Origin of the sequence: Acinetobacter sp. YH12021, assembly GCF_013420145.1 — a bacterium.
Taxonomy (GTDB): Bacteria; Pseudomonadota; Gammaproteobacteria; order Pseudomonadales; family Moraxellaceae; genus Acinetobacter; species Acinetobacter towneri.
In genome coordinates, this window is sequence record NZ_VOYT01000004.1 from 129,996 (window position 1) to 156,615 (window position 26,620).

At 39.9% G+C, this 26,620-nt stretch carries 23 protein-coding genes and 1 other RNA gene; 18 read left to right on the forward strand and 6 right to left on the reverse strand.

From position 1 onward, the window contains the following. The 6 genes from rseP (at position 1) to lpxA (ending at position 6,825) form a co-directional block, all read left to right on the forward strand. Complete coding sequence (rseP, locus tag FTT91_RS05750; RefSeq protein WP_180169127.1) at positions 1-1,356, forward strand: RIP metalloprotease RseP; 1,356 nt, start codon at positions 1-3, stop codon at positions 1,354-1,356. 186 nt (positions 1,357-1,542) lie between these two features. Further along, a complete protein-coding gene (bamA, locus tag FTT91_RS05755; protein WP_373686106.1) occupies positions 1,543-3,933 on the forward strand; it encodes an outer membrane protein assembly factor BamA in 2,391 nt (796 codons plus the stop codon). 41 nt (positions 3,934-3,974) lie between these two features. Then, the gene (locus FTT91_RS05760) at positions 3,975-4,475 is read left to right on the forward strand and encodes an OmpH family outer membrane protein (RefSeq protein ID WP_180169129.1); all 501 of its coding nucleotides are present in this window, start codon (positions 3,975-3,977) and stop codon (positions 4,473-4,475) included. 3 nt (positions 4,476-4,478) lie between these two features. Then, positions 4,479-5,549, forward strand: coding sequence for a UDP-3-O-(3-hydroxymyristoyl)glucosamine N-acyltransferase (gene lpxD / locus FTT91_RS05765; protein ID WP_180169130.1), 1,071 nt, complete (start codon positions 4,479-4,481; stop codon positions 5,547-5,549). A 2-nt stretch (positions 5,550-5,551) separates the two neighbouring features. Beyond that, on the forward strand, positions 5,552-6,040 hold the full coding sequence (gene fabZ / locus FTT91_RS05770) for a 3-hydroxyacyl-ACP dehydratase FabZ (RefSeq protein WP_004976697.1): 489 nt from the start codon (positions 5,552-5,554) through the stop codon (positions 6,038-6,040). After that, positions 6,037-6,825 carry an acyl-ACP--UDP-N-acetylglucosamine O-acyltransferase gene (gene lpxA, locus FTT91_RS05775; protein ID WP_019836491.1) on the forward strand — a complete coding sequence of 263 codons (789 nt, stop codon included), beginning with the start codon at positions 6,037-6,039 and terminating at the stop codon, positions 6,823-6,825. The genes fabZ and lpxA overlap by 4 nt, the downstream gene beginning before the upstream one ends. Before the next feature lie 71 nt (positions 6,826-6,896). Here lpxA and FTT91_RS05780 read toward each other — a convergent pair whose 3' ends face one another. Then, positions 6,897-7,742: a YbgF trimerization domain-containing protein gene (locus FTT91_RS05780; RefSeq protein WP_180044316.1), complete on the reverse strand. Its 846-nt coding sequence runs from the start codon at positions 7,740-7,742 to the stop codon at positions 6,897-6,899. 341 nt (positions 7,743-8,083) lie between these two features. On the opposite strand from FTT91_RS05780, the gene ffs reads away from it, so the two are divergent. Continuing rightward, an RNA gene (ffs, locus tag FTT91_RS05785) (signal recognition particle sRNA small type) lies at positions 8,084-8,180 on the forward strand. 66 nt (positions 8,181-8,246) lie between these two features. On the opposite strand, the gene FTT91_RS05790 is transcribed toward ffs, so the two are convergent. The 4 genes from FTT91_RS05790 to FTT91_RS05805 all read right to left on the reverse strand — a co-directional run bounded on the left by FTT91_RS05790 (position 8,247) and on the right by FTT91_RS05805 (position 11,310). Continuing rightward, the gene (locus FTT91_RS05790; RefSeq protein WP_180169131.1) at positions 8,247-8,930 is read right to left on the reverse strand and encodes a regulatory protein RecX; all 684 of its coding nucleotides are present in this window, start codon (positions 8,928-8,930) and stop codon (positions 8,247-8,249) included. An 81-nt stretch (positions 8,931-9,011) separates the two neighbouring features. After that, a complete protein-coding gene (gene recA, locus FTT91_RS05795) occupies positions 9,012-10,058 on the reverse strand; it encodes a recombinase RecA (RefSeq protein WP_004976691.1) in 1,047 nt (348 codons plus the stop codon). Between the two features lie 144 nt (positions 10,059-10,202). Continuing rightward, positions 10,203-10,643: an RNA-binding S4 domain-containing protein gene (locus FTT91_RS05800; RefSeq protein WP_019836488.1), complete on the reverse strand. Its 441-nt coding sequence runs from the start codon at positions 10,641-10,643 to the stop codon at positions 10,203-10,205. Then, positions 10,636-11,310, reverse strand: a complete 675-nt coding sequence (locus FTT91_RS05805) for an HAD-IA family hydrolase (protein ID WP_180169132.1) — start codon at positions 11,308-11,310, stop codon at positions 10,636-10,638. The genes FTT91_RS05800 and FTT91_RS05805 overlap by 8 nt, the downstream gene beginning before the upstream one ends. Before the next feature lie 285 nt (positions 11,311-11,595). On the opposite strand from FTT91_RS05805, the gene FTT91_RS05810 reads away from it, so the two are divergent. From FTT91_RS05810 to FTT91_RS05825, 4 genes are all read left to right on the forward strand, one after another. Further along, positions 11,596-11,841 carry a hypothetical protein gene (locus tag FTT91_RS05810; RefSeq protein WP_004976684.1) on the forward strand — a complete coding sequence of 82 codons (246 nt, stop codon included), beginning with the start codon at positions 11,596-11,598 and terminating at the stop codon, positions 11,839-11,841. A gap of 909 nt (positions 11,842-12,750) precedes the next feature. Continuing rightward, the gene (locus tag FTT91_RS05815) at positions 12,751-13,608 is read left to right on the forward strand and encodes a 3'(2'),5'-bisphosphate nucleotidase CysQ (RefSeq protein ID WP_180169133.1); all 858 of its coding nucleotides are present in this window, start codon (positions 12,751-12,753) and stop codon (positions 13,606-13,608) included. 57 nt (positions 13,609-13,665) lie between these two features. Then, the gene (locus tag FTT91_RS05820) at positions 13,666-14,400 is read left to right on the forward strand and encodes a histidine phosphatase family protein (protein ID WP_004976677.1); all 735 of its coding nucleotides are present in this window, start codon (positions 13,666-13,668) and stop codon (positions 14,398-14,400) included. Between the two features lie 407 nt (positions 14,401-14,807). Next, positions 14,808-17,453: a M66 family metalloprotease gene (locus FTT91_RS05825; protein WP_257229576.1), complete on the forward strand. Its 2,646-nt coding sequence runs from the start codon at positions 14,808-14,810 to the stop codon at positions 17,451-17,453. Between the two features lie 196 nt (positions 17,454-17,649). On the opposite strand, the gene rpsT is transcribed toward FTT91_RS05825, so the two are convergent. Beyond that, a complete protein-coding gene (rpsT, locus tag FTT91_RS05830) occupies positions 17,650-17,919 on the reverse strand; it encodes a 30S ribosomal protein S20 (protein ID WP_004976669.1) in 270 nt (89 codons plus the stop codon). 215 nt (positions 17,920-18,134) lie between these two features. On the opposite strand from rpsT, the gene FTT91_RS05835 reads away from it, so the two are divergent. From FTT91_RS05835 to FTT91_RS05865, 7 genes are all read left to right on the forward strand, one after another. Further along, positions 18,135-18,800, forward strand: a complete 666-nt coding sequence (locus FTT91_RS05835) for an NAD(P)H-binding protein (protein WP_131261459.1) — start codon at positions 18,135-18,137, stop codon at positions 18,798-18,800. 12 nt (positions 18,801-18,812) lie between these two features. Beyond that, complete coding sequence (gene rraA, locus FTT91_RS05840; protein ID WP_004976667.1) at positions 18,813-19,325, forward strand: ribonuclease E activity regulator RraA; 513 nt, start codon at positions 18,813-18,815, stop codon at positions 19,323-19,325. Positions 19,326-19,378: 53 nt separating this feature from the next. Continuing rightward, a complete protein-coding gene (locus tag FTT91_RS05845; RefSeq protein ID WP_004976665.1) occupies positions 19,379-20,158 on the forward strand; it encodes a glutathione S-transferase N-terminal domain-containing protein in 780 nt (259 codons plus the stop codon). A gap of 226 nt (positions 20,159-20,384) precedes the next feature. Further along, complete coding sequence (locus FTT91_RS05850; protein ID WP_131261458.1) at positions 20,385-20,744, forward strand: hypothetical protein; 360 nt, start codon at positions 20,385-20,387, stop codon at positions 20,742-20,744. A 150-nt stretch (positions 20,745-20,894) separates the two neighbouring features. Further along, positions 20,895-24,356 (forward strand): transcription-repair coupling factor, encoded by a 3,462-nt coding sequence (mfd, locus tag FTT91_RS05855; RefSeq protein WP_154320768.1) that lies wholly within the window; start codon positions 20,895-20,897, stop codon positions 24,354-24,356. 208 nt (positions 24,357-24,564) lie between these two features. Further along, positions 24,565-24,999, forward strand: a complete 435-nt coding sequence (locus tag FTT91_RS05860; protein WP_004976660.1) for an HIT domain-containing protein — start codon at positions 24,565-24,567, stop codon at positions 24,997-24,999. A 66-nt stretch (positions 25,000-25,065) separates the two neighbouring features. Then, positions 25,066-26,547 carry an adenylate/guanylate cyclase domain-containing protein gene (locus tag FTT91_RS05865; protein ID WP_004976658.1) on the forward strand — a complete coding sequence of 494 codons (1,482 nt, stop codon included), beginning with the start codon at positions 25,066-25,068 and terminating at the stop codon, positions 26,545-26,547. Positions 26,548-26,620 lie beyond the last annotated feature (73 nt).

Consider the following 26,620-nt stretch of genomic DNA (forward strand, 5'->3'; position numbering starts at 1 on the left):
ATGAGTGCCTTATTTATTGTGGTTGCAGCGATTCTTTTGCTAGGACCTTTAATTGCAATTCATGAGTTTGGGCACTACTTTGTTGCACGTAAATTAGGTGTCAAAGTTTTGGTGTATTCCATAGGCTTTGGGCCAACCATTTTAAAATGGACGTCTAAAAAATCGGGGATTCAATATCAGCTTTCGGCACTGCCTTTGGGTGGCTATGTCAAAATGCTTGATGAACGCGAAGAAAACGTTGCAGAAGCAGACCTACCTTATGCCTTTAATCGTCAGCATCCGTGGAAACGTATTGCGATTGTGGCAGCAGGTCCGTTAATCAACCTGATTTTTGCCATATTATTGTTCTGGCTATTATTTTTACCCGCTCAAGAACAGTTGAATACCCGTGTGGGTAAGGTACTGGCAGATACACCTGCGGCGGCAGCGCAAATGCAAGTAGGTGATAAGATTACCGCCATTGATGGTACGCCTGTGACGACATGGGAAAAGCTGAACTTTGCCTTGGTAGATCGTGTAGGTGAAACAGGCAAGATCCAGGTACAGGCGGAACGCGCAGGTGAAATCAAAACATTTAGCTTACCCATTCAAAATTTCTTAAATGATCAATCCCAATCACCTTTAGATATCTTGGGTTTTACACCGTATCGCCCACAAACTCCTGCAATTGTCAGTAAGTTAAGTGAAGATGGTGCGGCCATTCGTCAAGGTATGCAAGTCGGCGATCAAATTATTGCGATTGATGGCGTAAAAATGAATGACTGGTACGATGTGGTGCAAGTTGTTCAAGCATCGCCAGAAAAATTACTGAAAGTAGATGTGCTGCGTAACAATCAAGTGCAACAACTGGAAGTAATGCCGCAAGGTAAACGTGACAATATGGGCAATGTTTCGGGTGTATTGGGTGTGCAAAGTGATCCTGGAAAAATTGTCATTCCAGAAGATTATAAGCAAACGATTCAATATAGCCCGAGTGAAGCTTTATTGATGGCAGTAGATAAAACAGGTCAGCTGTCTAGCATGATTCTGAACTCTATTGTCAAAATGGTACGTGGTTTAATTGGTTTAGATAATTTATCTGGCCCAATTACCATTGCTAAAGTCGCAGGACAAAGTGCGGAAATGGGGTGGCAAACTTTTATTTCCTTTATGGCACTCATGAGCGTAAGCTTAGGAATTCTAAATTTATTGCCAATTCCAATGTTGGATGGCGGGCATTTAGTTTATTATTTTATCGAGCTGATTCGTGGAAAACCTGTTTCTGAACAAATACAATTAGTTGGTTTAAAAATTGGTATGGTACTGCTTGGAAGTATGATGCTCCTTGCATTATTTAATGACATTATGCGTTTATAACAACGTAGATACGAAATAAATTTAACACTGGAAAAGACTGGCATGCAGCACACACATTTATTTATGCCCTTGGCACTGGTTAGTGCAATGGCGGCAACACAACAAGTATATGCAGCAGATGAATTTATTGCGCGAGATATAAAAATAGATGGTCTTGTTCGTTTAACGCCAGCCAATGTCTATGGAATGATTCCAGTGAATAGTGGTGATCGTGTCAATGAAGCAGTGTTGGCCAATGCGATTCGTTCACTCTATGCCACAGGTTTGTTTGATGACATTCAGGCCAGTCGTGAAGCCGACACTTTAGTGTTTAAAGTGGTTGAGCGCCCAATCATTTCTAAGGTTGAATTTAAAGGCAATAAACTGATTCCAAAAGAAGCATTGGAAGATGGCTTAAAGAAAATGGGTGTGGCTGAAGGTGAAGTACTGAAAAAGTCAGCACTACAAACTTTAGAATCTGAGCTTGAGCAGCAGTATATGCAGCAAGGTCGTTATGATGCGGATGTACGTGTCATTACCACAGCACGTCCAAATAACCGTGTAGATTTAACTGTAGAGTTTGTTGAAGGCAAAGCTGCCAAAGTGGTAGATATCAACATCATTGGTAATACGGTATTTAAAGAAAGCGACATTAAGCAGGCGTTTGCAGTTAAAGAAAGTAGCTGGAGTTCGATTGTTACCCGTAATGACCGCTATGCACGCGAAAAAATGGCAGCAAGCTTGGAAGCATTACGTGCGTTATATCTTAATAAAGGTTATATCAACTTCAATATCACTAACTCTAGCTTGAATTTGAGCGAAGACAAAAAGCATATTTTTGTTGAAGTTTCGGTGGATGAAGGTGAGCAATTCAAGTTTGGCGAAAGCAAGTTCTTGGGCGATGCTTTATACAAACCAGAAGAACTTACGGCACTGAAAATTTATAAAGATGGTGAAACCTATTCACAAGAAAAAGTGAATGCGGTGAAACAATTGTTGCTGCGTAAATATGGTAATGCAGGCTATTACTATGCCGAAGTGAATATTGTTCCGCAAATTGATAAAGAAACTAAACTGGTAGATTTAAACTACTACATCAACCCAGGTCAGCAAGTTACAGTGCGTCGTATTAACTTCGCTGGTAACAGTAAAACCGCCGATGAAGTACTGCGTCGTGAAATGCGTCAAATGGAAGGCGCATTGGCAAGCAATGAAAAAATTGATTTGTCTAAAGTCCGTTTAGAGCGTACAGGTTTCTTTAAAACCGTTGATGTCAAGCCTGTGCGTATTCCAAATGTGCCAGACCAAATTGACTTAAATGTAAATGTAGAAGAACAGCACTCAGGTACAAGTACTTTAGCGGTAGGTTTCTCGCAAAGCGGTGGTGTGACGTTCCAAGCTGGTTTAAGCCAAACTAACTTCTTAGGTACGGGTAATTCGGTTTCGATTGATTTGTCGCGTTCTGAAACACAAGACTATTATAATCTGAGTGTGACCGACCCATACTTCACGATTGATGGTGTGCGTCGTGGTTACAACATGTACTACCGTAAAACCAAGCTAGATGATAACTATAACGTAAACAACTATGTGACAGACAGTTTTGGTGGCGGAATTAACTTTGGTTACCCAATTGATGAAAACCAAAGCATCAGTGCGGGTTTAAATATTGACCAAACTGAAGTGACTACAGGGCCTTATGTCTCGACTTATGTGCGTGATTACTTATTGGCGCATGGCGGTAAGGCAACTGGCAAAGCTGAAGATGTTTGTATTGGTACTATAGAAAACTTGTATGAGGATCCTGATGATTCAACAAAAATAACTGGTACTAAATGTAATGGTCAGACTGTTGATTATGATAATGAATTTAACGGTGATTTCCTAACGTATAACTTAAACTTGGGTTGGTCATATAACACCTTAAACCGTCCGATTTTCCCAACCAATGGTATGTCGCATCGTGTGAATGCTGAAATTGCCTTACCGGGCAGTGATGTAGAATTCCAAAAAGTCACTTATGATGCTCAAGCCTATTTCCCATTAGGTCATGATTTTGTCTTACGTGGGTATGGTAAGTTAGGTTTTGGTAATGATTTACCGTTCTATAAAAACTTCTATGCGGGTGGTTTTGGTTCAGTACGTGGTTATGACAACAGTACCTTGGGTCCAAAATACCCAGGTGTAACTTATAGTGAATCAAGATCTAAAGATAATGACTATGAGGAAGTGGGTGGTAACGCACTGATCCAATTTGGTACAGAGTTGGCTTTGCCTTTACCATTTAAAGGGGATTGGACGCGTCAAGTTCGCCCAGTGATTTTTGCTGAAGGTGCGCAAGTCTTTGATACGCAGTGTGATGTGCCATCTGGTAAGTTATATATGTCTGGTGAGGCAAGTGACCCAGGTGTAGATGCGAAACAATACTGTAAAGACAACTACGGCTTTGACTTCGGTGAAATGCGTTATAGCGTGGGTGTAGGCTTTACATGGATTACCATGATTGGTCCGTTGTCACTTAGCTATGCATATCCATTGAATGATAAACAAGGCGATGACACCAAAAATATCCAATTTGAAATTGGTCGTACTTTCTAAGTACGACTCAAATTGGATCGTTTAAACATAGGATGTAGCACATGAAAAAAACAATATTTAGTTTGGCATTGTTTGGTTTGTCTAGCATGGCTGCTGTGGCGCATGCTGCAGGTTATGGTGTGGTGAGCTTGGAGCGTGTTGTTGAAAGCAGCAGTTATCTCAAACAGCAAAATTTGGCCTTGCAACAATCAGTTAAACCGCAAACCACTAAACTTGAGCAATTGGCCAAAGAGTTAGAAACCATGCAGCAGCGTGCGCAACAATCTAACAATTTATCTGATGCTGAAAAGCAGAAAATGAATACCCAATTCCAAGCTAAGCTAAAAGAATTTAATGGTTTGCAACAAGTGGTACAAACCCGTGTTCAGTCAGAATTGCACAAAATTAACGATGGTTTTGAAACTCGTTTAAAGCAAGTTGCTGAACAATTGCGTAAAGAAAATGGTTTAGATGTGGTTTTGAATAAAAACTCAGCACTTGCTTATGACCCGAAGTATGATTTAACTGATAAAATGATCCAAAAGGTCAACGCACTTAAATAATCAATGAGTTCCCAATATTATCGCTTAGAAGAAATTGCTGGTTTAGTTCAAGGTCAATGCATTGGACAAGCCGATTTACGTTTGCAAGGTTTGGCAAGCCTTGAGTCTGCTCAGGCGCATCAACTTGCATTCGTGAATGGCGATAAATATTTAGCGCAAGCACGTAGCTCTCAGGCGGGAGCTTTAATTGTGACCGCTTCACTACAAGCCGAGTTAGACAATCATCACAACTTTATTGTGGTCGATAATCCGTATTTAGCTTTTGCAATTTTAACCCATGTATTTGAGCGCAAGCATACGCAACGTGGTATAGAAAGCACAGCCCAAATCCATCCATCAGCCATCATCGCCGATAGTGCCTATATTGGTCATTACGTCGTAATTGGTGAAAATTGTGTGGTGGGTGACAATACGATTGTGCAATCGCACTGTAAAATTGATGACTTTGTCGAAATTGGTCAACAGTGTTTTATTGATTCACATGTGACGCTAACAGGCGAAGCCAAGCTTGGGCATCGCGTGCGTATACATGCCAATACCGTAATTGGTAGTGAAGGCTTTGGCTTTGCACCTTATCAAGGCAAATGGCACCGTATTGCACAGCTGGGTTCGGTGATTATTGGTAATGACGTTCGTATTGGCTCGAATTGCAGCGTAGATCGCGGTGCACTAAATGATACAATTTTGGAAGATGGTGTCATTATTGATAACCTTGTGCAAATCGCACATAACGTCAAATTAGGTGCTCATACGGCTATTGCAGCAAAAACAGCCGTGGCTGGAAGTGTGACAATTGGCAAAAACTGTATCATTGGTGGTGGAAGTGCAATTTCAGGGCACTTAAATATTGCTGATAATGTGACTTTGACAGGAATGTCAATGGTCACAAATAATATTTCTGAATCAGGAAAATATTCGTCAGGTATAGGCTTGTTTGAAAATCAAAAGTGGAAACGTACTGTTGTGCGCCTCAGACAATTAGCAGATGTGCCATTGACCCAATTGGTGAAAAGACTTGATGATATGCAATCTCAAATTGAGTCCCTTGAATCAACTTTTAAATTGCGTAAATAATTATGATGACTGAGTCGAATTCTAGCACCTTCACTAAACCTGAATTGCCAATGCACATTCAAACCATTCGTGAATATTTACCCCATCGCTATCCGTTTTTATTGGTAGACCGCATTGTAGAAGTCACTGATAACGGTATCGTGGGTTATAAAAACGTATCTATCAATGAAGAATTCTTGCAAGGACACTTCCCGAATTATCCGATCATGCCAGGTGTTTTAATCGTTGAAGCGATGGCACAAGTGTCGGGTATTTTAGGTTTTATCATGAATAATGAGAAACCGAGCGCAGGTTCTTTGTTCCTTTTTGCAGGCGCAGAAAAAGTTCGATTTAAAAAACAAGTCGTTGCAGGCGATCAACTTGTATTAAAATCTGAATTAGTTATGCAAAAACGAGGCATTTACAAATATAATTGTATCGCCACCGTTGATGGCGTCGTCGCAGCAACCGCGGAAATTATGGTTTCGCATCAGAAAACAGAGCAAGCATGAGCAATAACCCACTCATTCACCCAACCGCTATTATTGACTCATCTGCAGTAATCGCTTCAGATGTCACGATTGGTCCATACTGTATTATTGGCCCAAATGTAACGATTGGTGAGGGTACAAAACTTCATTCGCATGTGGTGATTGGTGGTTACACCCGTATTGGTCAGCACAATGAAATTTTCCAGTTCGCCAGCGTAGGTGAGGTCTGTCAGGACTTAAAATATGCAGGTGAGGAAACTTGGCTAGAAATTGGTGATCACAACAAAATTCGTGAACACTGCAGTTTGCATCGTGGTACGGTGCAAGACAATAGCCTGACCAAAATTGGTAGTCACAACTTACTTATGGTCAATACGCATATCGCACATGACTGTATGGTGGGTGATCACAATATTTTTGCCAATAACGTGGGTGTGGCAGGTCATGTGCATGTTGGGGATTATGTGGTTGTCGGTGGAAACTCTGGTATTCACCAATTCTGTAAAATTGACTCTTATAGCATGATTGGTGGTGCATCGCTTATTCTTAAAGATGTGCCTGCGTATGTCATGGTTTCTGGTAATCCTGCACATGCATTTGCAATGAATGTGGAAGGAATGCGTCGTAAAGGCTGGTCGAAGGATGTGATTCAAGGTCTTCGTGAAGCCTTTAAACTCATTTACAAATCTGGATTAACCACTGAGCAAGCCATTCAGCAAATTCGCAGTGATATTTTGCCAAATGTGGCAGAAGCGCAGCGTTTAATTGATTCTTTAGAACAATCTGAACGTGGTATTGTGCGTTAAGGTTTGAGTTTACCGAATACGGCAAGCTTCAGAATATTAAAAGACATCCTCGGATGTCTTTTTTTATTGGCTTATTTTAAAAATCTTGCTTCTTCAGACTTTGGATATTGGCTCAGAATTTTACTTTTGTATTGCGCTGCTAAAGTAGGTTTGTGATCTACATCTTGCGCTATGCTATATAAGCGATATAAGGCACTTGATGCTTTTGCAGATTGGGGATACTTTGTTGCTACAATTTCAAAATTCTTTTTGGCTTCGGTGTAATTGGTTGGCTCAATTGCTAAATTAAATTCAGCTAACCAAAAATACGCATTGCTGATATACACACTGTTTGGGTGGTTTTTAATAAAGTTTTGCATAGGTGCAATCGCTTTTTTGGCACCACCTTGTTTATAGGCATCCAATGCAACAGTATAGGCTGCTTTTTCCAGCTCAATATTGGTATTTAAACCTTGAGCTGTTGGACTTACATGCGTTGTATTTTGCACAGATTGCGTGGCATTGTTGTTTAACTGGTTGTTGCTGGCGCTGGGTGCAGTATCTTTTTGGTTATCCTCCTCAGCGGCAGGAGCAGATTCAGGGTCTATTTTTTGTTGGAGCAGTTCTAGACGTTGATCTAAATCGGTATAGCGATTTTGCAATTCATGTTTGAGCTGCGCAATTTCATTGTCTTGTTCTTCAATTTTGCCACGTAACTGGCGGATGTCATTTTCAAGTTGCTGATTTTTTTGCATCAACTGCCAATTGATATTGGTGGGTACATTAGCAGTTGCCATATTACTCGTTGCAATCGCAGGGCTATTGGCATAGCCAGCACTGCTTTGGCTGAGGTTGTGGCTTTCAATTGGAATATTGGCAAATACAGACGTTGAGCACAGTAGGGCAAGAGCACAAAGTGCATGCTTTTTTAGCATAATTGAATATCCATCTTAATCTTGTATAAGTGAGTCCTTGTAAGCGTATTGGACTCAACCTGTTGATCTAGTCATTTTCCACATTTAAAACGTCCGCGCGTGGAATTGCAATAAGCTTTTACAAACTTATCATCAATCTCAGCGCAATATGGGTAAATCTAGGATTTAAATCTCGAAATAATTTTATGATGGGTTAGTTAGACTAAATTTTAAATGACGTTATTCTATAAATGTCTTCAATTGTTTTTAAAATAATCAATTGGATAGCATTATAAAAGGAAATACAGAACAACGCTTGCAAGTTTGTTAAAAATCTCTATACTCTGTTTTTGCAATGGTAGCCCTGCTGGTTACTTCGCAATTGTACTCTACGAACCCCGTCAGGACCGGAAGGTAGCAGCGGTAGTGGAACTATGATGTGCCGAAGGCTTGCTGGTAGGGTTGCCACCAGTTTTGAAATAATAATTCTATTTATCTTCTACTTATTTTGATCTTATATCCACTATTTTAAAAATCCTGCTCTTTCCTACGAATTGCTTTCATAATCGCATCCATATCAAAGCCCCGATACTGTAAAAAACGAATTTGTTTGGCTTTAAGTTTTGGCTCGTTTGCGACTTCTGTGCCGAATTTTTTCACTTTCAGTTGATAGGCTTGTTCTGCCCAATCAGTTTCTTTAAGTTCTTCTGAAATTAAACTGCTATCCACTTTTTTGTTTTTAAGAGCCATTTTAATACGATTTGGCCCTTTACCTTGCCGCTTTTGGCTAGCCAGTAACATTTCTGCAAGACGCTGATCACTCTGATAATTTTCGCGTGCCAGTTCATTGACTAATTCAATCACTTCATCACGGTTTTCTGCATATAAAGCCAATTTTTCAATTAAGTCATTTTTAGAATATTCTTTACGCGTTAAGACAGCGAAGGCATAGCTACGTAGACGAGAACCTGTCAGTCCTGGGCGTTTGCTTTGCTGTTCGTCAGGGTCTTTAATGTATTCTTGATCATCAATGGCATCTGTATAAGCAGGGTATTGTTTATTAATGTTAGGCGCAGAATTTGAGGCAAAATGCAGGGCAGACGTTGTTTCGGAATATATCTGCTCAGTTCGGCTACATGATTGCTCATCTTCGCCAAATTGTTGTTTTAGCGCAGCATAATCAATCAGTTTGGGGAATTTATTTTCAGACATGGTAATGCTTCCATATACAATAAAACGCTCCGTAGAGCGTTCTATTTAATTCAGTTTGTTGTGTTCATCTTAGCGCATGCTTTAAACATCAAGTAAGTCGAATTCTTCTTCGTCTTTATCTTCTACAGGTGCAGCTTGACCTGTCGTGAGTAGTTGTTCACGAATAATCGCTTCGATGCCTTTAGCAAGCTCTGGATGTTCTTCAAGATGGCGAATGGTGTTGTTTTTACCTTGACCAATTTTATCGCCTTGATAAGAATACCAAGCACCAGCTTTTTGCACGATATTTTGTTGAACAGCTAAATCGACCAGCTCGCCCAAATGGTTAACACCTTTACCGTAAAGAATTTGGAACAATGCTTCTTTAAATGGAGGTGCCATTTTGTTTTTCACAACTTTGACTTTGGTTTCAGAACCAATAATCTCGTCACCTTCTTTCACTTGACCTACACGGCGAATATCTAAACGAACAGAAGCATAGAACTTCAATGCGTTACCACCAGTTGTGGTTTCTGGGCTACCAAACATTACACCAATTTTCATACGAATTTGGTTAATGAAGATCACCATACAGTTCGAGCGTTTGGCATTACCTGTGATTTTACGCAAGGCTTGGCTCATTAAGCGTGCTTGTAAGCCCATGTGTGAGTCACCCATTTCGCCTTCAATTTCGGCACGAGGGGTTAAGGCAGCTACGGAGTCGACCACAATCATGTCGATTGCGCCAGAGCGTACCAACATATCGGCAATTTCAAGAGCTTGTTCACCGTTGTCTGGTTGCGATACTAAAAGATTGTCAATATCTACACCAAGTTTACGTGCATATTGAGGATCAAGCGCGTGTTCGGCATCAATAAAGGCACAAGTTCCACCAGCTTTTTGACACTCTGCAATGGCTTGCAAGGTCATAGTCGTTTTACCTGATGATTCAGGGCCGTAAATTTCAATGATACGACCTTTAGGTAAGCCACCAATACCCAATGCAATATCTAGGGTCAATGAGCCTGTAGATACGGCTTCTACCGCTTGCACAGTGTTGTCACCAAGACGCATGACTGTGTTCTTACCAAATTGTTTTTCAATCTGGCTTAACGCAGCGTTTAACGCCTTGCTTTTATTCTCATCCATCTTACAACCTCAATACGATGTCACGAAACAATATACTCAAGTGGATGCATTTACTTAAATCTTTTCCACATGCAATATAGTGACAGAATTTGTCCTGTAGTTCTATTTATATCACGGGCTGTACGACAGCCTGTGACGCTCTATTTAATCATCATTATATGACCAAAATTGGTCAAATTGCTGATCATTCTCTTGTTTAAATTTGCTGATGTCACGACGGTCTTTTTTACTTGGTCGATGATCAGGTCGTGCTAGATTATGCAACTTTCTTTGGGTCGCAATCAATTCCCTGCGTGCAATACTCACTTCAGTTTCTTCATAAAGTTGCTGAGCGATGGGCGCAGGGCCACGTACGCCAGATAATGCCTTGACCAATACGGTTTTCTTATCAAAACCTTGTTGAATGGTCAGCTCAGTTCCTACACGAATTTCTTTGGAAACTTTAACACGCTCGCCATTGTGGTGTACTTTGCCGCCTTCAATGGCAGCTTTTGCAATAGAGCGAGTCTTGAAAAAACGTGCAGCCCATAGCCATTTATCAATTCGGATCGTTTCGATGGCTTCGTGGGACGAAGTTTTAGGCATATTTTTGAGTGTCCTCAAATTGTTCTAAGACAGGAATTAAATCTGTTAATTGGTGCAACATAGGGTAATTACAAGTCTGACGCGTAGGTTTTGCTGAGGATGGCCGGGCAATACTATATAAGTGTCCAATCCCAAAGGCTTTAGCACCATTAAGTACCTTTTCGGTGTCATCTATAAAATAGCAATCTTCAGGATTAAATGCATGTTGTTGTTGCAATGTTTGCCAAAATTCAACGCGCTCTTTGGCATAACCAATACTTTCAGAACTAACAATCACTTCAAAATACTTTGCTAAACCTGTATGTGCTAATTTAAAGTCTAAACCTGCACAATCGGCATTGGTGGTGAGCCAAATGTGATAGCCATTATTTTTTAAATATTCCAGTAACTCGATAGCTTGTGGACGCAACGTGACTTGATCTTTATATTCAAGTTGCATCGCAAGCATATCTACACCCACTTTAGCCGTCCAAAAACGTGAGGAATACCACTCTAAGGTGTGGCTATGCGCTTGATAAAAATCGTATAAAATTTCTTTGCTGCGCTCTAAAGAACAGGCGTGTAATTCTGCATAGCGAATAGGCAGTTGTTCATTCCAAATAAAATCATCATAAGCGAGATCTAACAGCGTTCCGTCCATGTCAAACATGATGATATTTTTGTGCATTTAGACATCCTAAACCATAAAGCAATTGCCAAAAGGCAAATAAAACTGGCTCATTTAAACATGCTTGAGGCATAACTCAAAATGCTGTCTGATTATTCGCCAAATTGTGCTAGGCTAAATAAATAAGCACTGTACATGCGTTGCCTATAAATTAGGTGAGATGGGGCAGTTGTAAAAAGTAACTGTAGCGTTCACAAAAACAATTTTTTTGACATATTTCTGTATTTGTTTGTCTGTACAAGCATAGAAATTGAATGGTAAATTTTTTAAATTAGGGAGCTAGTAATGGCTGAACAACAGTATTTAGATTTAAAACACTTAGATAAACAACTCGATGAGTTTGAGAAAAAGAAGAAAAAAATTAAGAAAATGCGTATCGGCTATAAATTATTTGCGCATTTAATGGGCGATGAAAAATTCGCCCATCATGTTTCAGAGTCGGCATTAAACCCAGATAAACGTAGTTATCGTAAAGTCAAAATTAAAATTACCTCAGATGAAGGGGAGTTAACTTTTTTGGAAAAGGATTGATTAATTTTTGATTTAAAATCTAGGTTGATTTTTATTATGTGTACAAATTTGTGTACCTTTAAATCTAGCCCGATTGATGCAGATCGGGCTTTTTTATACCTTAATTCTATGAATGGTTCAACCTGAATTAGAATCCTTTTATAAGTCGAAATTTGATCATAAATGATCAGTAAAATTAGTATTGAAAGTCCCTTCTTTTACGCCATGTATTGCTCAGGATGAGGAATATATTCCGCAAGTGGATGAGGGTGCTGAATTAGAGGCTTAAAATCATGTATGAAAAAACTTATTTCAGAGGAAGTACAGTTATTTCGTTTGTTTAAATAAAATGCATCAAGTTGTCATAATCTGCACTTAAGCTATTCAGCAAACTCAGTGAAATGTAATAGGTCGTGTTTAGTCTATTTCAGTATAAGTTCTGTATATAAATGTGGCAAAGTGCGCTCAAATGTTACGCTTTAACTATCAAAAGAGGCATGAATATGACAGAACGATACCTGAGAATATTGACAATTTTTCATGATTAAATAAATTTAAAAGGAATTGTGATGTCTATTTTAGGAATTGCCATTACCACTATTTTGGGTTTATTGGGTATTGCTGCAATTATTATTGGTTTTTTGGTGGTGAAACTTATTTGGTGATCGTGGGTATTTTATTATTGGTTAGTGGTGCACTCACTTTATCGATGTTTAAAAAAAGATTATCCAATCCATTTAAAGATTAATTAACTAAGCACTCAATAAATAAAAAACTCAAGTAAAAATGAATTGCTTTGACACATAAAGTCTTGATTTAGCATATCTAGCCACTAAATTTTATCTACGCATCAGCCGTAAATTTTATTACAATGTTTTTATGAAAGTAATGAAAAATTAGACCTTTAGATACAGTCTAAAAAGGATAGTTATGTTTATAAAAACAACAGCGCCAACGCATACTTTAATTTTACAGTTGCTGCCAATCATGCAGCAGGCGTGTGAAATCTTAAATCAGGAATTTCAAGATTATTGTTCAGGTGCTGCTTTTGATGTAGAAAAGAAAACCGATGATTCTCCTGTTACGCAAGCCGATTATCGAGTCAATTATTATTTAATGCAGGCTTTGGCAAAAATCTCCAATTTACCTATCTTGTCAGAAGAAGGTGAGCAAGACCAACGTCAGCAATGGCAGGAGTTTTGGTTGCTGGATCCTTTGGATGGCACGAAAGAGTTTTTACATCAACGTCCTGAATTTACCATTAATTTAAGTTTGATTTGTGGTGCGCTAACAATTTTTGCTGTGCTTGCAGTACCGGGCGAGCACACTATTTATTTTTGTCCTGAACAGGGTATGCCATTGAAATATCATACTTTAACTCAGCAATGGTATCTCTATCAGTCTGAACCCACGGTAACATCTTCAGTTCTAAAAATTGGTTTAAGCCATAGTAGTCAAAAAAAATCACACTATGCAGACTATTTAAAAAGCTTGGCGCAGTTGATCGATTTTGAAGAACTAAAAGCAGGTAGTGCTTATAAATTCTGCATGATTTTGGAAGATCGTGTCGATATTTACCCACGTTTTCATCCAACCTCTGAGTGGGACACCAGTGCAGGACAATGTTTATTGGAACGAATTGGTGGTGGGTTGGTCGATTTTCAGGGGCGGGCATTTTTATATAATCAGCGCGATACATTGTTAAATGGTGGTTTTATCGCCTATAAAAATACGCAGATGAAACAGATTGCCTTACAAGCACTTGGACTTATGGCGAAGTCAGATTGAGCAAAGTGCTGAACATGGTATAGTGTCAAGCAACCAATTTAAAATTTTGGCTAGATCATGGCATTAGAACTACTCCCTGCAAGTATGCTTAAAGCAATTGATTTATTGCCTGATGCTCAGACGCCTGTGACTTTGTTTACCCGTCATTCTATTCGTGAAATTGTCGTTGGTCAGGGTTTGGCTGGCTATAATTTACAATTGACCGAACAAGGTCGCGATTTAGCCGAAGCATGGGGAGGCTACTTGGTTGGAAATACAGATCGGGTGATTCAACACTGTATTTCAAGTCCTATTCAGCGTTGTGTCGATACGGCTGCTTTAATGATTCGTGGGGCAGATGGCATTACCCTCGAACCCAATACCCATCACATTGAAATTATAGAACAAGGTTTATTGGTGGAACCAGGAAGCTTTGTACTTGATATCAAACAGGCAGGCCCATATTTTCAGAAACAGGGTGCTTTAGGCTTTATTAATAGTTTTGTGAATAATGCCTTGCCCGGCATGAAACATCCGATTCATGGTGTCGTGGATGTCCTTGAGCTGATTTATAACACCCATCCAACCAACCAATACGGACTGAGTTTGGCTGTGAGTCATGATACGATTTTAGCTGCAATTATCGCGGTGATTTCTGGACGTAATGAAGTCACGCAAGCCGATTGGCCAGACATGATGGAAGGTTTATTCGTTTGGTTTGAAGGTGATGAGTTTTTAGAATCCAAGCTAAAATGGATTTGGCGCGGTCAGATTCACACTTTAGATATCTCGCAATTTCGTCAGAAAGTTTAAGCAGAACATTGAACGCATATTCTAGTGCTATCCATTCAGTACGATAGAATACCGTCTGTCAGAAATTAAAAAAAATAATTCAAATTTTATTCTCTTTTTTTCCTTCAATTTATGCAGTTGTGAGTGCAAACTCGATCAAATATTGTCTAACAATCTGTGTGCTGTTTTAAGGATTCGCTGATTTTTATAAAGAAAAATTAATAAAACTGTGTTGAAAATATAAAGTGATATGAAACTTGAGAATTGCATAATTTTATTCATCTATTTAATATGAAAATACAAACCATTGAAAAATATGTGTTTATTTTTATATTTTTTTGTCATAAATTGACATTGGGGTGGAATAAATAATGAAAAGTGTGACTCGGTTTTCGCTTAGTCTATTAAGTGTATGTATATTATCATCCATGCTTGCCGCATGTGGTGGTGGTGGTGGCGAGGGAGATACCGCTGGGAATTCAAATCAAGAAAATCCAATACCACCGGAAAATCCTCAGCAACCACCTGTGGGTAATGTGGCTAATCCTTACCCTGAACCTAAACAAGATGTCATCAATCAATCGGCACTTGGGTTTTATGATTACAACGCTAATTCTGAATCACGTGAAGTGCGTAATGATTTAGATGGTGATTTTCAGGCAATGATTCAATTTGCTCAAGGGCATGTGGTTGACCCGAATGGTAACGAGGTGAAAAAAATGCCACGTCTAACCGCAGAAAAAGAAGCATTATTATTGGTTACGCCAAATCAAGGCATGGACAATATCGACACTTTACAGCTTGAAGTGTATCAAAATGAGCGCTTGTTACGTCGTGTTGCTTTACTTGATCCAACCCAGATTCCTGCTTCAGACCAGAGCAATCAAGATGGTCGTGCCGAGGTACTGTATAGTAAGCGTGCGTGGTCGGCTAAATTAAATTGGGATGAAGTACGTCCCGGTTTAAAGCTGCGTTTGGTTGATTCTAAAAACCGTAGTGGTGCACTTGACGCAGAAAAAATTGATTTTGCAGCACCGGGTGAATTGGTACTCAACAATATTCGTATTGGTTTATTGACTGCGCCGCCGAAGTCTGGCGGGCATTATATGTTATTAGAGCCTGAAAAAGCGGGTACCGATTATTTCCAAACCATTCCTGCGGCGCAAATGACTGTGGCTAAATACGACGACATTCAGCTAGATCGGGTGATGGTCGCTAACGGTACGATTTATGATACCCAAAGTACGGGTGAAGGTGGTGTCTATTCGGGGGACATGCGGGAAAATACTGCAAAATCGACCTTTAGTGTAGGAATTAACTTGGCCAACTGGGGGGTGACCAGTGCCTCGATGTTGAGTCATCAACAGCCACAACTTACACAAACTGTAATTGCCCATCATGCACGAGGTAAATATACAAATGGTGATCAAACGCATGGTTTAAGTGGCGGTAATGGTATGTTGACCCTGTATGATTCTGTGGGCAACGAGTTTAGCCATGAAATTGGACATCATTATGGTCTTGGGCATTATCCGGGTTCACAAGGTGAAAATATGTTCTGGGCTGCACACCATGCAGACAGCGGTTGGGGCTATATTGCGTATCGTAATAAAATGCGTGGCAACTTGGCGTGGCATACTCGAAACTTGGGTGATGGCAAAAATGGTGTGCCTAACTTCCTGAAACAATATGCTTATGGTTGGGATGCGATGTCAGGTGGTGCAACCAACAGTAGCATTTCGCGTTATACCCATTACACGGGTTACAGTACCCATATTCGGATTCAACCCCACTTTGGGGCGCGACATGTTTGGGATGAAAGCTCACCAAGTGGTTATAAAATTTGGAATAAAGACACACGCCAAATGGAAGTGGTTTATCCAAAAGTACCAAGCTCCAATCAGGTTTGGTACAACAGTGCCGATGGATATTATTTAAAACCGCGCTTATTTGGTGTGCCTGTAATTACTATTATTGGCGGATATGATCCTGAAACTCAGCAAGGTGTGTTGTATCCTGCTGCACGCAGTAACTGGGGTAATGTTTATAATTTACCTGTGGCAAATCGTGCAGCTGAAAATGCCGCATGTTGGTTAGATGTTCAATATGCCAATCGTAATCAGAACGTGGCATTGGCACCTAACCGTATGACCAGCAATGCCAATAAACTGCATGTCAATTTAGCACTTGCTGAGCAGCCAAAACAGGTGAATTTATACTGTAAAAAAGCCAATCATGCCGAGAAGTTATTATCGACACTGAATATTCCGCAATATAGCGATAGTATTCAACCTGCGGTAAAAATTGGTCGTACACATGGCTATGAAGCTTTAAGAAAAGTTGAAATGCCTGATTTTCAGAAGCAGTTGGAAGCGCAAGCCAGTCAAGCTGTGGTGGCTTTAAAACCTGCTGCACAACTATTGTATGATTCTTATGCAGATTATCGTCAAGAGCTAAGTGCAACTGCACAGCAACAATTACAGCGTTATGAACAACAGCAAAATACGATTTATCGTTTAAACCGCTGGATGAATGTTTATCGTGCCGATTTAGAAAAGACTAAGCCTGAAGCGGAAACAGCATTGCACAATTTTGTGGAGCGATTGGGTTTAGGCAATGAAAATATTGTGGCTGAAGCAACACTAATGAAAAACAGAAATAACTGTTTGAAAGTTGAAACTTTGGCGAGTGGTCAGAAAAATGCTTACATTAGTGGAGCAAGTGGCTGTACAGGCGATGCAACTGAGCAGTGGATTTATGATGGTTTGGGGCGTATTCACAGCAAAGCAGAAATGGATCAGTGCTTAACCAACAACGGCAATGTGGTCTCACTTGCAAGCTGCAGTACATCTAAAGACAGTCAGGTCTGGGAAATGCACACAGCTTCGGGAACGATTCGTCAGGGGAATCAGTGCTTTGATTTAGAGCATGGCTACCTAAAAGAAAACCGCGCGCGTTTAATTCGTTATGGTTGCACAGGTGGTGCGAATCAGCAATGGACGCAATTAAAGGCTAATAACAGTTTGCAACTGGCTTATTTAAGTCCACAAAATTTACGACTGATGCTGAAATAATTCTTCGTCTGAATTATTCATCTTCATTAATTTAAAACACCTTTTGACCAGTTCAGGAGGTGTTTTTTATTTTATGGTGGCAGGTGTATTTGAAGTGATGTAATTGGCGTGCAGAAACTAAAGATTGCTTAATTTGATAAATTATCGAAACAGCAGGCACAAAAAAAGCCCTTAACGGGCTTCTTTTGTTTAACACTTAGTTAGAAGCTAAAGCTTTAACTTGAGCGTTTAAACGGCTCTTATGACGAGCTGCTTTGTTCTTATGGATGATGCCTTTATCAGCCATACGGTCAATTACTGGAACAGCTTTTTTGTAAGCTTCAGTAGCAACCGCATAATCACCTGCAGCAATAGCAGCGATTGTGCGTTTTAAATAAGTACGAACCATAGAACGTAAGCTTGCGTTGTGTTTACGTGCTTTAACGTTTTGACGAGCACGTTTTCTAGCTTGAGCAGAGTTTGCCACTCGTGCACTCCTTGAAATAGATTGGTCTGGGCGGGCTGCAATTACTTCCGAAAACCAACATCAGAAGAATTATCACCAGCCCGTAAACAAGTGCCATATTTTGATGAAACTAGACAGTTAAGTCAAGTCTTGACATGCTTTGACAACATTTTAGCTGCAGAAAAATCAGAAAGAAACAGGTAGATTAGCTTTAAGCCTCAGAGATTGTTTAAAAAATGACAAATTCTATTCAAAATGCAATTGTAATTGGTGCGAATGGTTTAGTTGGGCAGCAATTGGTCAAACAGCTTAATCAGCTGCCTGAATGTAAAAATATCACCGTTGTTTTGCGTAGACCTTGCTCGGAATTAAATCGCTTAGAAAAAGTCCAGACGTTACTCCTTGAAGACTTTTTATTGCTCAATGATGAAGATGTGAGCGGTTATAGTCATGCATTCAGTTGTTTAGGCACAACCTTAAAAAAGGCAGGGTCAAAGCAGGGGTTTTATGCTGTGGACTATACCATCAATGCACATTTTGCCGAATTATTGCAGGCGAAGGGTACGCATTACATATTGGTCAGTGCTTTGGGAGCAGAAGCCAAATCAGCCGTATTTTATAATCGTGTCAAAGGTGAGCTAGAACAATATATTGAAAGTTTGGATTTAGACAAAGTATCAATTTTGCGTCCATCTTTATTATTGGGTGAGCGCAACGAACAACGGCGTTTAGAAGATTTAGGACAAAAGCTGTATCTTAAAATATCACGATTTATTCCCGATCATTTTACATATAAGCCAGTAAGTGCTACGCAAGTGGCTCATACTATGGTCGAGGCAGCGCAATCGCAAATTCATAAATTTCAAATTTATGATAATTTACAAATACAAAAAACCAAGTAAAAGGGGAACAACGTGTCTACAGTACCATTCGTAACTTGTGACTTATTAGATGACCATCCAGAACATGACCTTCAAGTGGTGATTCCATCTTTGGATGGTAAATTTTTCAAAAGTTACGGTGCACGTAAAACTTTTGGTGGTCAAATTGTGACTGTAAAATGCTTTGAAGATAACTCACGTGTAAAAGAGTTATTGGCAACCGATGGCACAGGCAAAGTTTTGGTGGTAGATGGTGGGGCATCTATGCGCTGTGCCTTAATGGGTGACTTGATTGCTGAATCCGCAGTGAAAAATCACTGGAATGGCGTGATCATTTACGGCTGTGTACGTGATGTCGATGCAATTGCAGCACTTGATTTAGGCGTACATGCTTTGGCTTCAATTCCACAAAAAAGTAACCGCAAAGGCGTGGGTGAAGTGGATGTGAGTTTGCATTTCGGACAAGTCACTTTTAATTCGGGCGATTATGTCTATGCTGATAACAACGGTATTATTGTGGCAAAAGAAAAGTTGGTCGATTTATAAGCGGTTTGATGGCGCAGTCATCAAATTGCTGAGCACATCACAAGGAAAACAAAATGGTGCATCATCAAATTAAAGTCATTCAGGCAGTGGCATCTATGCTTACCGAAGGTGGACGTGGAGTGAATGGGACAGCATTTCCCAAGCAACCCGAAAAAGCCTTAAAGTTATATGAGTTTGAAGGTTCACCATTTTGCCGTCGTGTACGCGAAGTCATGACCTTGTTAAATTTGGATTATGAGGTTTATCCATGCCCCAAAGGCGGCACAAAATATCGACCTTTGGTGAAACAACTGGGTGGTAAAACTCAGTTTCCATTTTTAATTGATGAAAATACAGGTGATCAGCTCTATGAATCACAGCAGATCATTCATCATTTATTCAAACATTATGGCAAAAGTGGAAAAACGCCAAAAAAATACGCGCATTTTCCTAAAATTCCTTATGTTGCACTTGCAGGCACGTTATTGAATGGTGCACGTGGTGTGTGGATTAACCAGAAAATTGTAGAGCGCGCTGCACCTGAACAACTGATTGAACTGTGGGGTTTTGAGGGAAGTCCTTATACACGTGTAGTACGTGGTGTATTGACTGAACTGGAGTTGCCATTCAAATTTCATAATGTAGCCAAAGAGCGTTGGCAAGATCAAGGCTTGGCAAAATTACGTTTAAAACCGGGTAAATATGTGCCACTGGCAGGTGGTAAGCGTGAGCAGGTATTAAAAGTCATGGGTGATAATATTCAAGTCCCATTTTTAATCGATCCAAATACCCAGACTCAGCTTTTTGAATCGGCCAAGATTGTGAAGTATTTACAGCAAACTTATGGCAAATAAGCTTTAAGTCATTTTTTGATTGTTATAAAAGCATCTTCAAGATGCTTTTTTGCATTTGGCAGGATGCAAAATATGCATCATTATAAATAGCCTAAGCAAAGTGGGGTTGAAACACTGACTTATAACATCAGGGGAGCATAAATCACCCTGATCAGTTGCATCTATTTTAGTGAAGCATTTAAACTCTGCAGCATTCACTTTGATTTCGCCAATTTATAGGTTCAAAATGTTCAGCAAACTTACAGGGTTGTTTAAAAATAAAGCCAATCTCGAAGAAATTGCCTATTTAGAAGCACAGAATATTCAATGGGATGCGGAACAAGGCTATATGGTCGATGGTATTTTGCTTAACGATGTTTTGGCAGAGCGTTTAAATTATTTATCCAACCGCCGTATGCAGCAGTTTGATGATTTGGCACAGCTGTATTCTACAGCTATGATTATCAATGAAAAAATTGATCTGGAAATTGCGCAACAGCGTTTTAACACAATGCTTGGTAATACCGAAGAAAACTTACTGGAATTTAAAGCGATTGTTAAAAAATTGAATGATTATTATCGACAGTTTTTACGTGATCAAAAGTAAAGAGGCGTGTGTATCAAACTTTAAAGCTCGCTGTTTTATAAAATTTTGCAATTAAATACGCTGTAATGGTGGATGAAAAAAATTACGTAAAACCGTCAATTCATCGTGCTAGTATAAGCCCCATGTTGTTTAGACCCTAAAGCTATATACATGTTCCAACACGAAATTTCCCAACTCAATTTAGCACAACTGAAAGCTGGCGAAAAACGCTGGATTGGTAATCTACAAGGTTCTGCCGCAGCATTATTATTTAAAGAAATTGGTCAGCAGAATCAGCATTTATTTGTGATTGTCGCGCGCAATCAACAACATTTGGCGCAGTTAGAAAGCGAATTAGAATTTTACGGGGTAAAACCGACTATTTTCCCCGATTGGGAAATTTTGCCTTATGACCGCTTGTCACCGCATCAAGATATTGTGTCGGAGCGTTTGGCGATTTTATCCAATATGCCGCAGCAAGGTGTATTGTTGGTTTCGGCAACCACTTTGGCACAACGTGTTGCACCAACCTCATGGGTGTTAGGCGAGCATTTCGATATTCGTGTTGGGCAAAAGTTTGCTTTGGAACAACAAAAACAGCGTTTGGTACAAGCAGGCTATCATCTGGTCGATACAGTCTATGATCATGGTGAGTTTGCTGTGCGTGGCAGTATTATGGATATTTATGCTTCGGGACAGGAAGCACCCATCCGTATTGATTTATTTGATGATGAAGTTGAAACCTTAAAGTTTTTTGATCCAGAAACGCAGCGTACCACCCAAAGTTTGCAGAATTTTACGGTTTTACCCGCCAAAGAATTTCCATTAAAAGAAGGTCGTGCGATTTTCCGTGACCGCTATGCAGAAAGTTTCCCAACGGCAAACCCGAAAAAGAACCCTGTGTATCAGGATGTGTTAGAAGGCATTGCATCGCCTGGTTTAGAGTTTTATTTTCCGTTATTCTTCACTCAAGCACAGCTTGAAGGTCAAAATACATTACTTTCATACTTACCAAAGCATTGCATTGTCATTACAGATAAGGCGGTGGATGACTGTTTAACTCAATTTTGGAAAGATGTGCTGTATCGTTATGAGGACAGACGTCATAACATCGACCAGCCGATTTTGCCGCCTGAGCAATTATTCCTACAACCAAATCAATTATTAGAACAACTGAATCAATTTGGACGTGTGATTGCATCGCCCGAAGCTTTTGAGCAAAAAGCAGGTGTAGTGAACTTAAGCACACTTGTACCACCACGTTTGGCGGTTGATCCTAAACAAGAACAACCCTTTCATGCCGTTAAGCAATATATTGATGCGGCCAATCATCCTGTTTTATTGGTGGCAGAAAGTGCAGGTCGTCGTGAAACCTTAAAAGATGCGTTGCGTGCCGCTTTGGGTGAAATTCCACAAGTGGAGAGTTTTGAGGCATTTCAGCAGTCTTTACAAGCCATTGCGATTACCAATGCACCTTTAGATCGCGGCTTGGTCATTCAAGATCAATTGAGTGTAATCTCAGAAAATCAGTTGTATGAACATCGTGTGGTGCAGCGCCGTCGTAAACGTCAGCAGGAAGTTTCTGAAGAGTTTTTAATTCGCAGTTTGACCGAGTTAAGCATTGGTGCACCTGTGGTACATATTGATTATGGCGTAGGGCGTTATGCAGGTTTAATTACTTTAAATATTGATGAGCAAGAGCATGAGTTTTTACAACTTGATTATGCCGATGCTGCAAAAGTGTATGTACCTGTTACCAATTTGCATTTAATCAGCCGTTATAGCGGTGGTGATCCAGACCTTGCGCCTTTGCATAAATTAGGCACAGATGCATGGAATAAAGCCAAACGCAAAGCGTTGGAACAAATTCACGATGTGGCAGCAGAATTACTGCATATTCAGGCACGTCGTCAATCTAAACCGGGTTTTGCTTTTGAGTTGGATCATAGTCTTTATATGCAATTTGCCAGTGGCTTTGCTTATGAAGAAACCCTAGACCAAGCCAATGCAATTGAAGCGACTTTACATGACATGCAACTGGCAAAACCAATGGATCGTTTGGTCTGTGGTGATGTTGGTTTTGGTAAAACCGAAGTCGCCATGCGGGCTGCATTTGTCGCGGTACAGAATAATAAACAAGTCGCGGTATTGGTTCCGACCACATTGTTGGCACAACAGCATTATGAATCTTTTAAAGACCGTTTTGCCGACTGGCCTGTGCGTATTGAAGTCTTATCGCGTTTTGGTTCAAGCAAATCTCATCAAAAAACCATTGAAGATTTAGCTGAAGGCAAAGTCGATATTGTGATTGGGACGCACAAAATTCTGCAAGAAAATATTCAGTTCAAGCAGTTGGGTTTAATGATTGTCGATGAAGAACATCGTTTTGGGGTGCGTGACAAAGAACGTATTAAAGCGCTGCGCGCCGATGTGGATATGCTGACTTTAACCGCAACGCCAATTCCACGTACCTTAAATATGGCATTTAGCGGTATGCGCGATTTATCCATTATTGCTACACCACCTGCACGCCGTTTAGCGGTCAAAACCTTTGTGCAAGAGCATACAGGCGATACGGTGAAAGAAGCCATTTTACGTGAATTGTTACGTGGTGGTCAGGTGTATTTCCTGCATAATGAAGTGGAAACCATTGAGCGTAGTGCTGAAACCATTCGTGAATTGGTACCAGAAGCGCGGGTTGCAGTTGCGCATGGGCAAATGCGCGAGCGTGAATTAGAGCAAGTCATGCAGCAGTTTTATCATAAAGAATATAACGTGTTGGTTTGCTCAACCATTATTGAAACAGGGATTGATGTTCCAAATGCCAATACCATTTTAATTGAACGTGCAGATAAACTCGGATTGGCGCAGTTGCACCAACTACGTGGTCGTGTTGGGCGTTCGCATCACCAAGCTTATGCGTATTTGCTGGTACCTTCCATTAAGGGCTTAAAAGGCGATGCTGAAAAACGCTTGGATGCGATTCAGCGTGCCTCAACTTTGGGTGCAGGTTTTATGCTGGCAACCGAAGACTTGGAAATTCGTGGTGCGGGCGAATTACTGGGTGAGCAACAAAGCGGTTCAATGCAAGCTATTGGTTATAGCCTGTATATGGAAATGCTGGAAAAAGCCACCAAAGCCATTCAAAAAGGTAAAACCCCTAACTTCGATGCACCATTGTCTTTAACTGCAGAAATCAACCTGCACATGCCTGCTTTAATTCCAGATGATTATTTGGGCGATGTGCATCAGCGCTTATTGTTCTACAAACGCATTAGTAATACCGATACTCAAGAAAAGCTTGATCATATCCGTATGGAGTTGATTGACCGTTTTGGTATTCCACCACAAGCGGTGAAACAATTATTTGCTGTACATCAACTGCGTTTAAAAGCAGAGCAGTTGGGCATCACTAAAATTGATATTGGTACAAATGGCGGTCATATCGAATTTTCACCAGATACACCTGTGCAAGCCATGAGCATCATTCAAATGATGCAAAAACATCCGACCTATTTCCGTATGGATGGTGGACAGCGTTTAAAAGTGATGGTGATGTTGGAGGAAGCTGAAAAGCGGATTCAATTTATTGCCGATCTATTAAACAGCCTGCTAAAAACTTTGCACAGCTGAGTTTAAAAATGCAAATTGATCCAAATATCATATCGGTAAATTTATGAATATTTGCTAAGAAACCTCTGATTCTATAATGAATATTATTCATGATGAATTTGGTTAAAATTGCACTTTATTTACATCGAAACATGATGGGAATCATACTCAGTTCACTAGGGATGTGATAGTATTACCCATCATTACAATTTGCGTCATTTATAAAGATATGTTTAGTTTGCATCCACAACTTGCTCAAGATACTTTTTTTGTAGGCGACTTTCCTCTGTCAACATGTCGTTTAATGAATGATATGCAATTCCCTTGGTTAATTCTAATTCCACGTGTGCCAGGGGTTACAGAACTATACGAATTAAGCCAGGCAGACCAAGAACAATTTTTACGTGAATCTAGCTGGTTATCTAGCCAATTATCACGTGTATTCCGTGCCGATAAAATGAATGTGGCGGCTTTAGGTAATATGGTTCCACAATTGCATTTTCATCACGTCGTGCGTTATCAAAATGATGTGGCTTGGCCTAAACCAGTTTGGGGTACGCCAGCTGTACCATACAGCAATGAAGTTTTGGCTCACATGCGTCAAACCTTGATGCTTGCTCTGCGTGGTCAAGGCGATATGCCATTTGACTGGCGAATGGATTAATTGAAATGAATTGCCACGCAGGATGCGTGGCTTTTTAATCCTAGATTGGAGTAGGCCGCGGTGTTCATGTACAATTGGATGGAAAGAGATCCCAAACAATTCGAATTTCTGCATCGTTTAGTCGGGTATGCAAGTTTATCCCTGATTATGGTGGTCTATCACTACACCTACGCCGATACCAATTATCAAATTTACCTTCCGTTTTTTCTTACTTTTTTATTACTGATAATTCCTAAATTTTCGCGTTGGCTGCAATATAAATATAGTCATCAAGCCAAGCGTAATATCCTGTTTATTATTGATATTGTGGTAGTCGCAGTATGTTTGTCTGCGGTACATCTGAATTTGGTACTTACTTTTGCCGCTTTATTTGCGCTGCTATATACCGCCATTTATATTAAAGTTTCTTTCTTTTTGGTGGCATTGGCATCCTTATTGGCGGTCACAGTTTTTTATTTTTGTAATATTTTTATTTTTGGTTTTAACGAATATTTTGAACAAAGCAGTACCGAACTTACGATTTTAGCCTTTTTATGTATGATCTTTTACTTTGGCATGGGCAGTGCCTATCAGGCACGTCGTATCCGCTATACCACGGCAAAGAAAGACCATTACTACACACAAATGAACCGCTATATGGAATTTGCGAATCAGCTTAGTCGCTATGCACCTTTGCAGTTGTGGCAATCGATTATGAAAGGTGAGTCGGAAGCGAAAATTGAATATAAACGTAAAAAAATGACGATTTTCTTTTCTGATATTCAAGGCTTTACTGAACTTTCTGAAACACTAATTCCAGATGATTTAGCATTCCTGCTCAATGATTATTTAAGCCACATGACCGAAATTGCCAAGCAATATGAAGCGACGGTGGATAAGTTTATGGGTGATGCGATTTTAATTTTCTTTGGTGATCCAAATACGCAAGGTGTTGAACAAGATGCTAAAACTTGTGTAGAGATGGCTATTGCGATGCGTCAGCAAATGAAATTGTTACGCGAACGTTGGGTCAAAATGGGCTATCCGCCTTTACATATTCGTATGGGTATCAGTACAGGATATTGCCACGTTGGGAACTACGGTGCAGCACATCGGATGGCATATACCATTGTTGGGCGTGATGCTAACTTAGCTGCGCGTTTGCAAAGTGCGGCCGAAGTTGATGAAATTTTACTTTCAGATGACACTTATAAACTGATTAAAAATGATTATTTGTGTGCTCCGAAAGCACCGATCTTTTTAAAGGGGATTCAAGGTCCTGTAAAAACTTGGCAAGTGATGGAAAAATATGCGGCCAGCAAGTCGGATTATCAGCGTTGGTTTGACTACGAATATAAAGGTTTTCATTTGTTGCTTAATTTGGATGAAGTGCAGAATTTTGAATATCCTGAGCTAATTACCGTATTAGAAAAAATGATTAAAAGAATTCAAACGCAGCAAAAGCTGACCAACTCACAGGGCATTGTAAAACTTAATCTTGAAGATGAAGTGATTGAACATCCACCTGTTGAAGAAATTGCCAAAACTCATATTCCTGAAAAACACTAAAATTTTTCTTATAATGTAGATCTCGTTTAACTTTTAAATCCTCAAAAATTTTAAATCTAAAGTTGTGCAATAA

Excerpts from the sequence above, each read along its gene's own strand:
- rseP (WP_180169127.1), top strand. The coding sequence starts at position 1 with ATGAGTGCCTTATTTATTGTGGTTGCAGCGATTCTTTTGCTAGGACCT.
- bamA (WP_373686106.1), top strand. The coding sequence starts at position 1,543 with ATGATTCCAGTGAATAGTGGTGATCGTGTCAATGAAGCAGTGTTGGCC.
- FTT91_RS05760 (WP_180169129.1), top strand. The coding sequence starts at position 3,975 with ATGAAAAAAACAATATTTAGTTTGGCATTGTTTGGTTTGTCTAGCATG.
- lpxD (WP_180169130.1), top strand. The coding sequence starts at position 4,479 with ATGAGTTCCCAATATTATCGCTTAGAAGAAATTGCTGGTTTAGTTCAA.
- fabZ (WP_004976697.1), top strand. The coding sequence starts at position 5,552 with ATGATGACTGAGTCGAATTCTAGCACCTTCACTAAACCTGAATTGCCA.
- lpxA (WP_019836491.1), top strand. The coding sequence starts at position 6,037 with ATGAGCAATAACCCACTCATTCACCCAACCGCTATTATTGACTCATCT.
- FTT91_RS05790 (WP_180169131.1), bottom strand. The coding sequence starts at position 8,930 with ATGTCTGAAAATAAATTCCCCAAACTGATTGATTATGCTGCGCTAAAA.
- recA (WP_004976691.1), bottom strand. The coding sequence starts at position 10,058 with ATGGATGAGAATAAAAGCAAGGCGTTAAACGCTGCGTTAAGCCAGATT.
- FTT91_RS05800 (WP_019836488.1), bottom strand. The coding sequence starts at position 10,643 with ATGCCTAAAACTTCGTCCCACGAAGCCATCGAAACGATCCGAATTGAT.
- FTT91_RS05805 (WP_180169132.1), bottom strand. The coding sequence starts at position 11,310 with ATGCACAAAAATATCATCATGTTTGACATGGACGGAACGCTGTTAGAT.
- FTT91_RS05810 (WP_004976684.1), top strand. The coding sequence starts at position 11,596 with ATGGCTGAACAACAGTATTTAGATTTAAAACACTTAGATAAACAACTC.
- FTT91_RS05815 (WP_180169133.1), top strand. The coding sequence starts at position 12,751 with ATGTTTATAAAAACAACAGCGCCAACGCATACTTTAATTTTACAGTTG.
- FTT91_RS05820 (WP_004976677.1), top strand. The coding sequence starts at position 13,666 with ATGGCATTAGAACTACTCCCTGCAAGTATGCTTAAAGCAATTGATTTA.
- FTT91_RS05825 (WP_257229576.1), top strand. The coding sequence starts at position 14,808 with ATGCTTGCCGCATGTGGTGGTGGTGGTGGCGAGGGAGATACCGCTGGG.
- FTT91_RS05835 (WP_131261459.1), top strand. The coding sequence starts at position 18,135 with ATGACAAATTCTATTCAAAATGCAATTGTAATTGGTGCGAATGGTTTA.
- FTT91_RS05845 (WP_004976665.1), top strand. The coding sequence starts at position 19,379 with ATGGTGCATCATCAAATTAAAGTCATTCAGGCAGTGGCATCTATGCTT.
- FTT91_RS05850 (WP_131261458.1), top strand. The coding sequence starts at position 20,385 with ATGTTCAGCAAACTTACAGGGTTGTTTAAAAATAAAGCCAATCTCGAA.
- mfd (WP_154320768.1), top strand. The coding sequence starts at position 20,895 with ATGTTCCAACACGAAATTTCCCAACTCAATTTAGCACAACTGAAAGCT.
- FTT91_RS05860 (WP_004976660.1), top strand. The coding sequence starts at position 24,565 with ATGTTTAGTTTGCATCCACAACTTGCTCAAGATACTTTTTTTGTAGGC.
- FTT91_RS05865 (WP_004976658.1), top strand. The coding sequence starts at position 25,066 with ATGTACAATTGGATGGAAAGAGATCCCAAACAATTCGAATTTCTGCAT.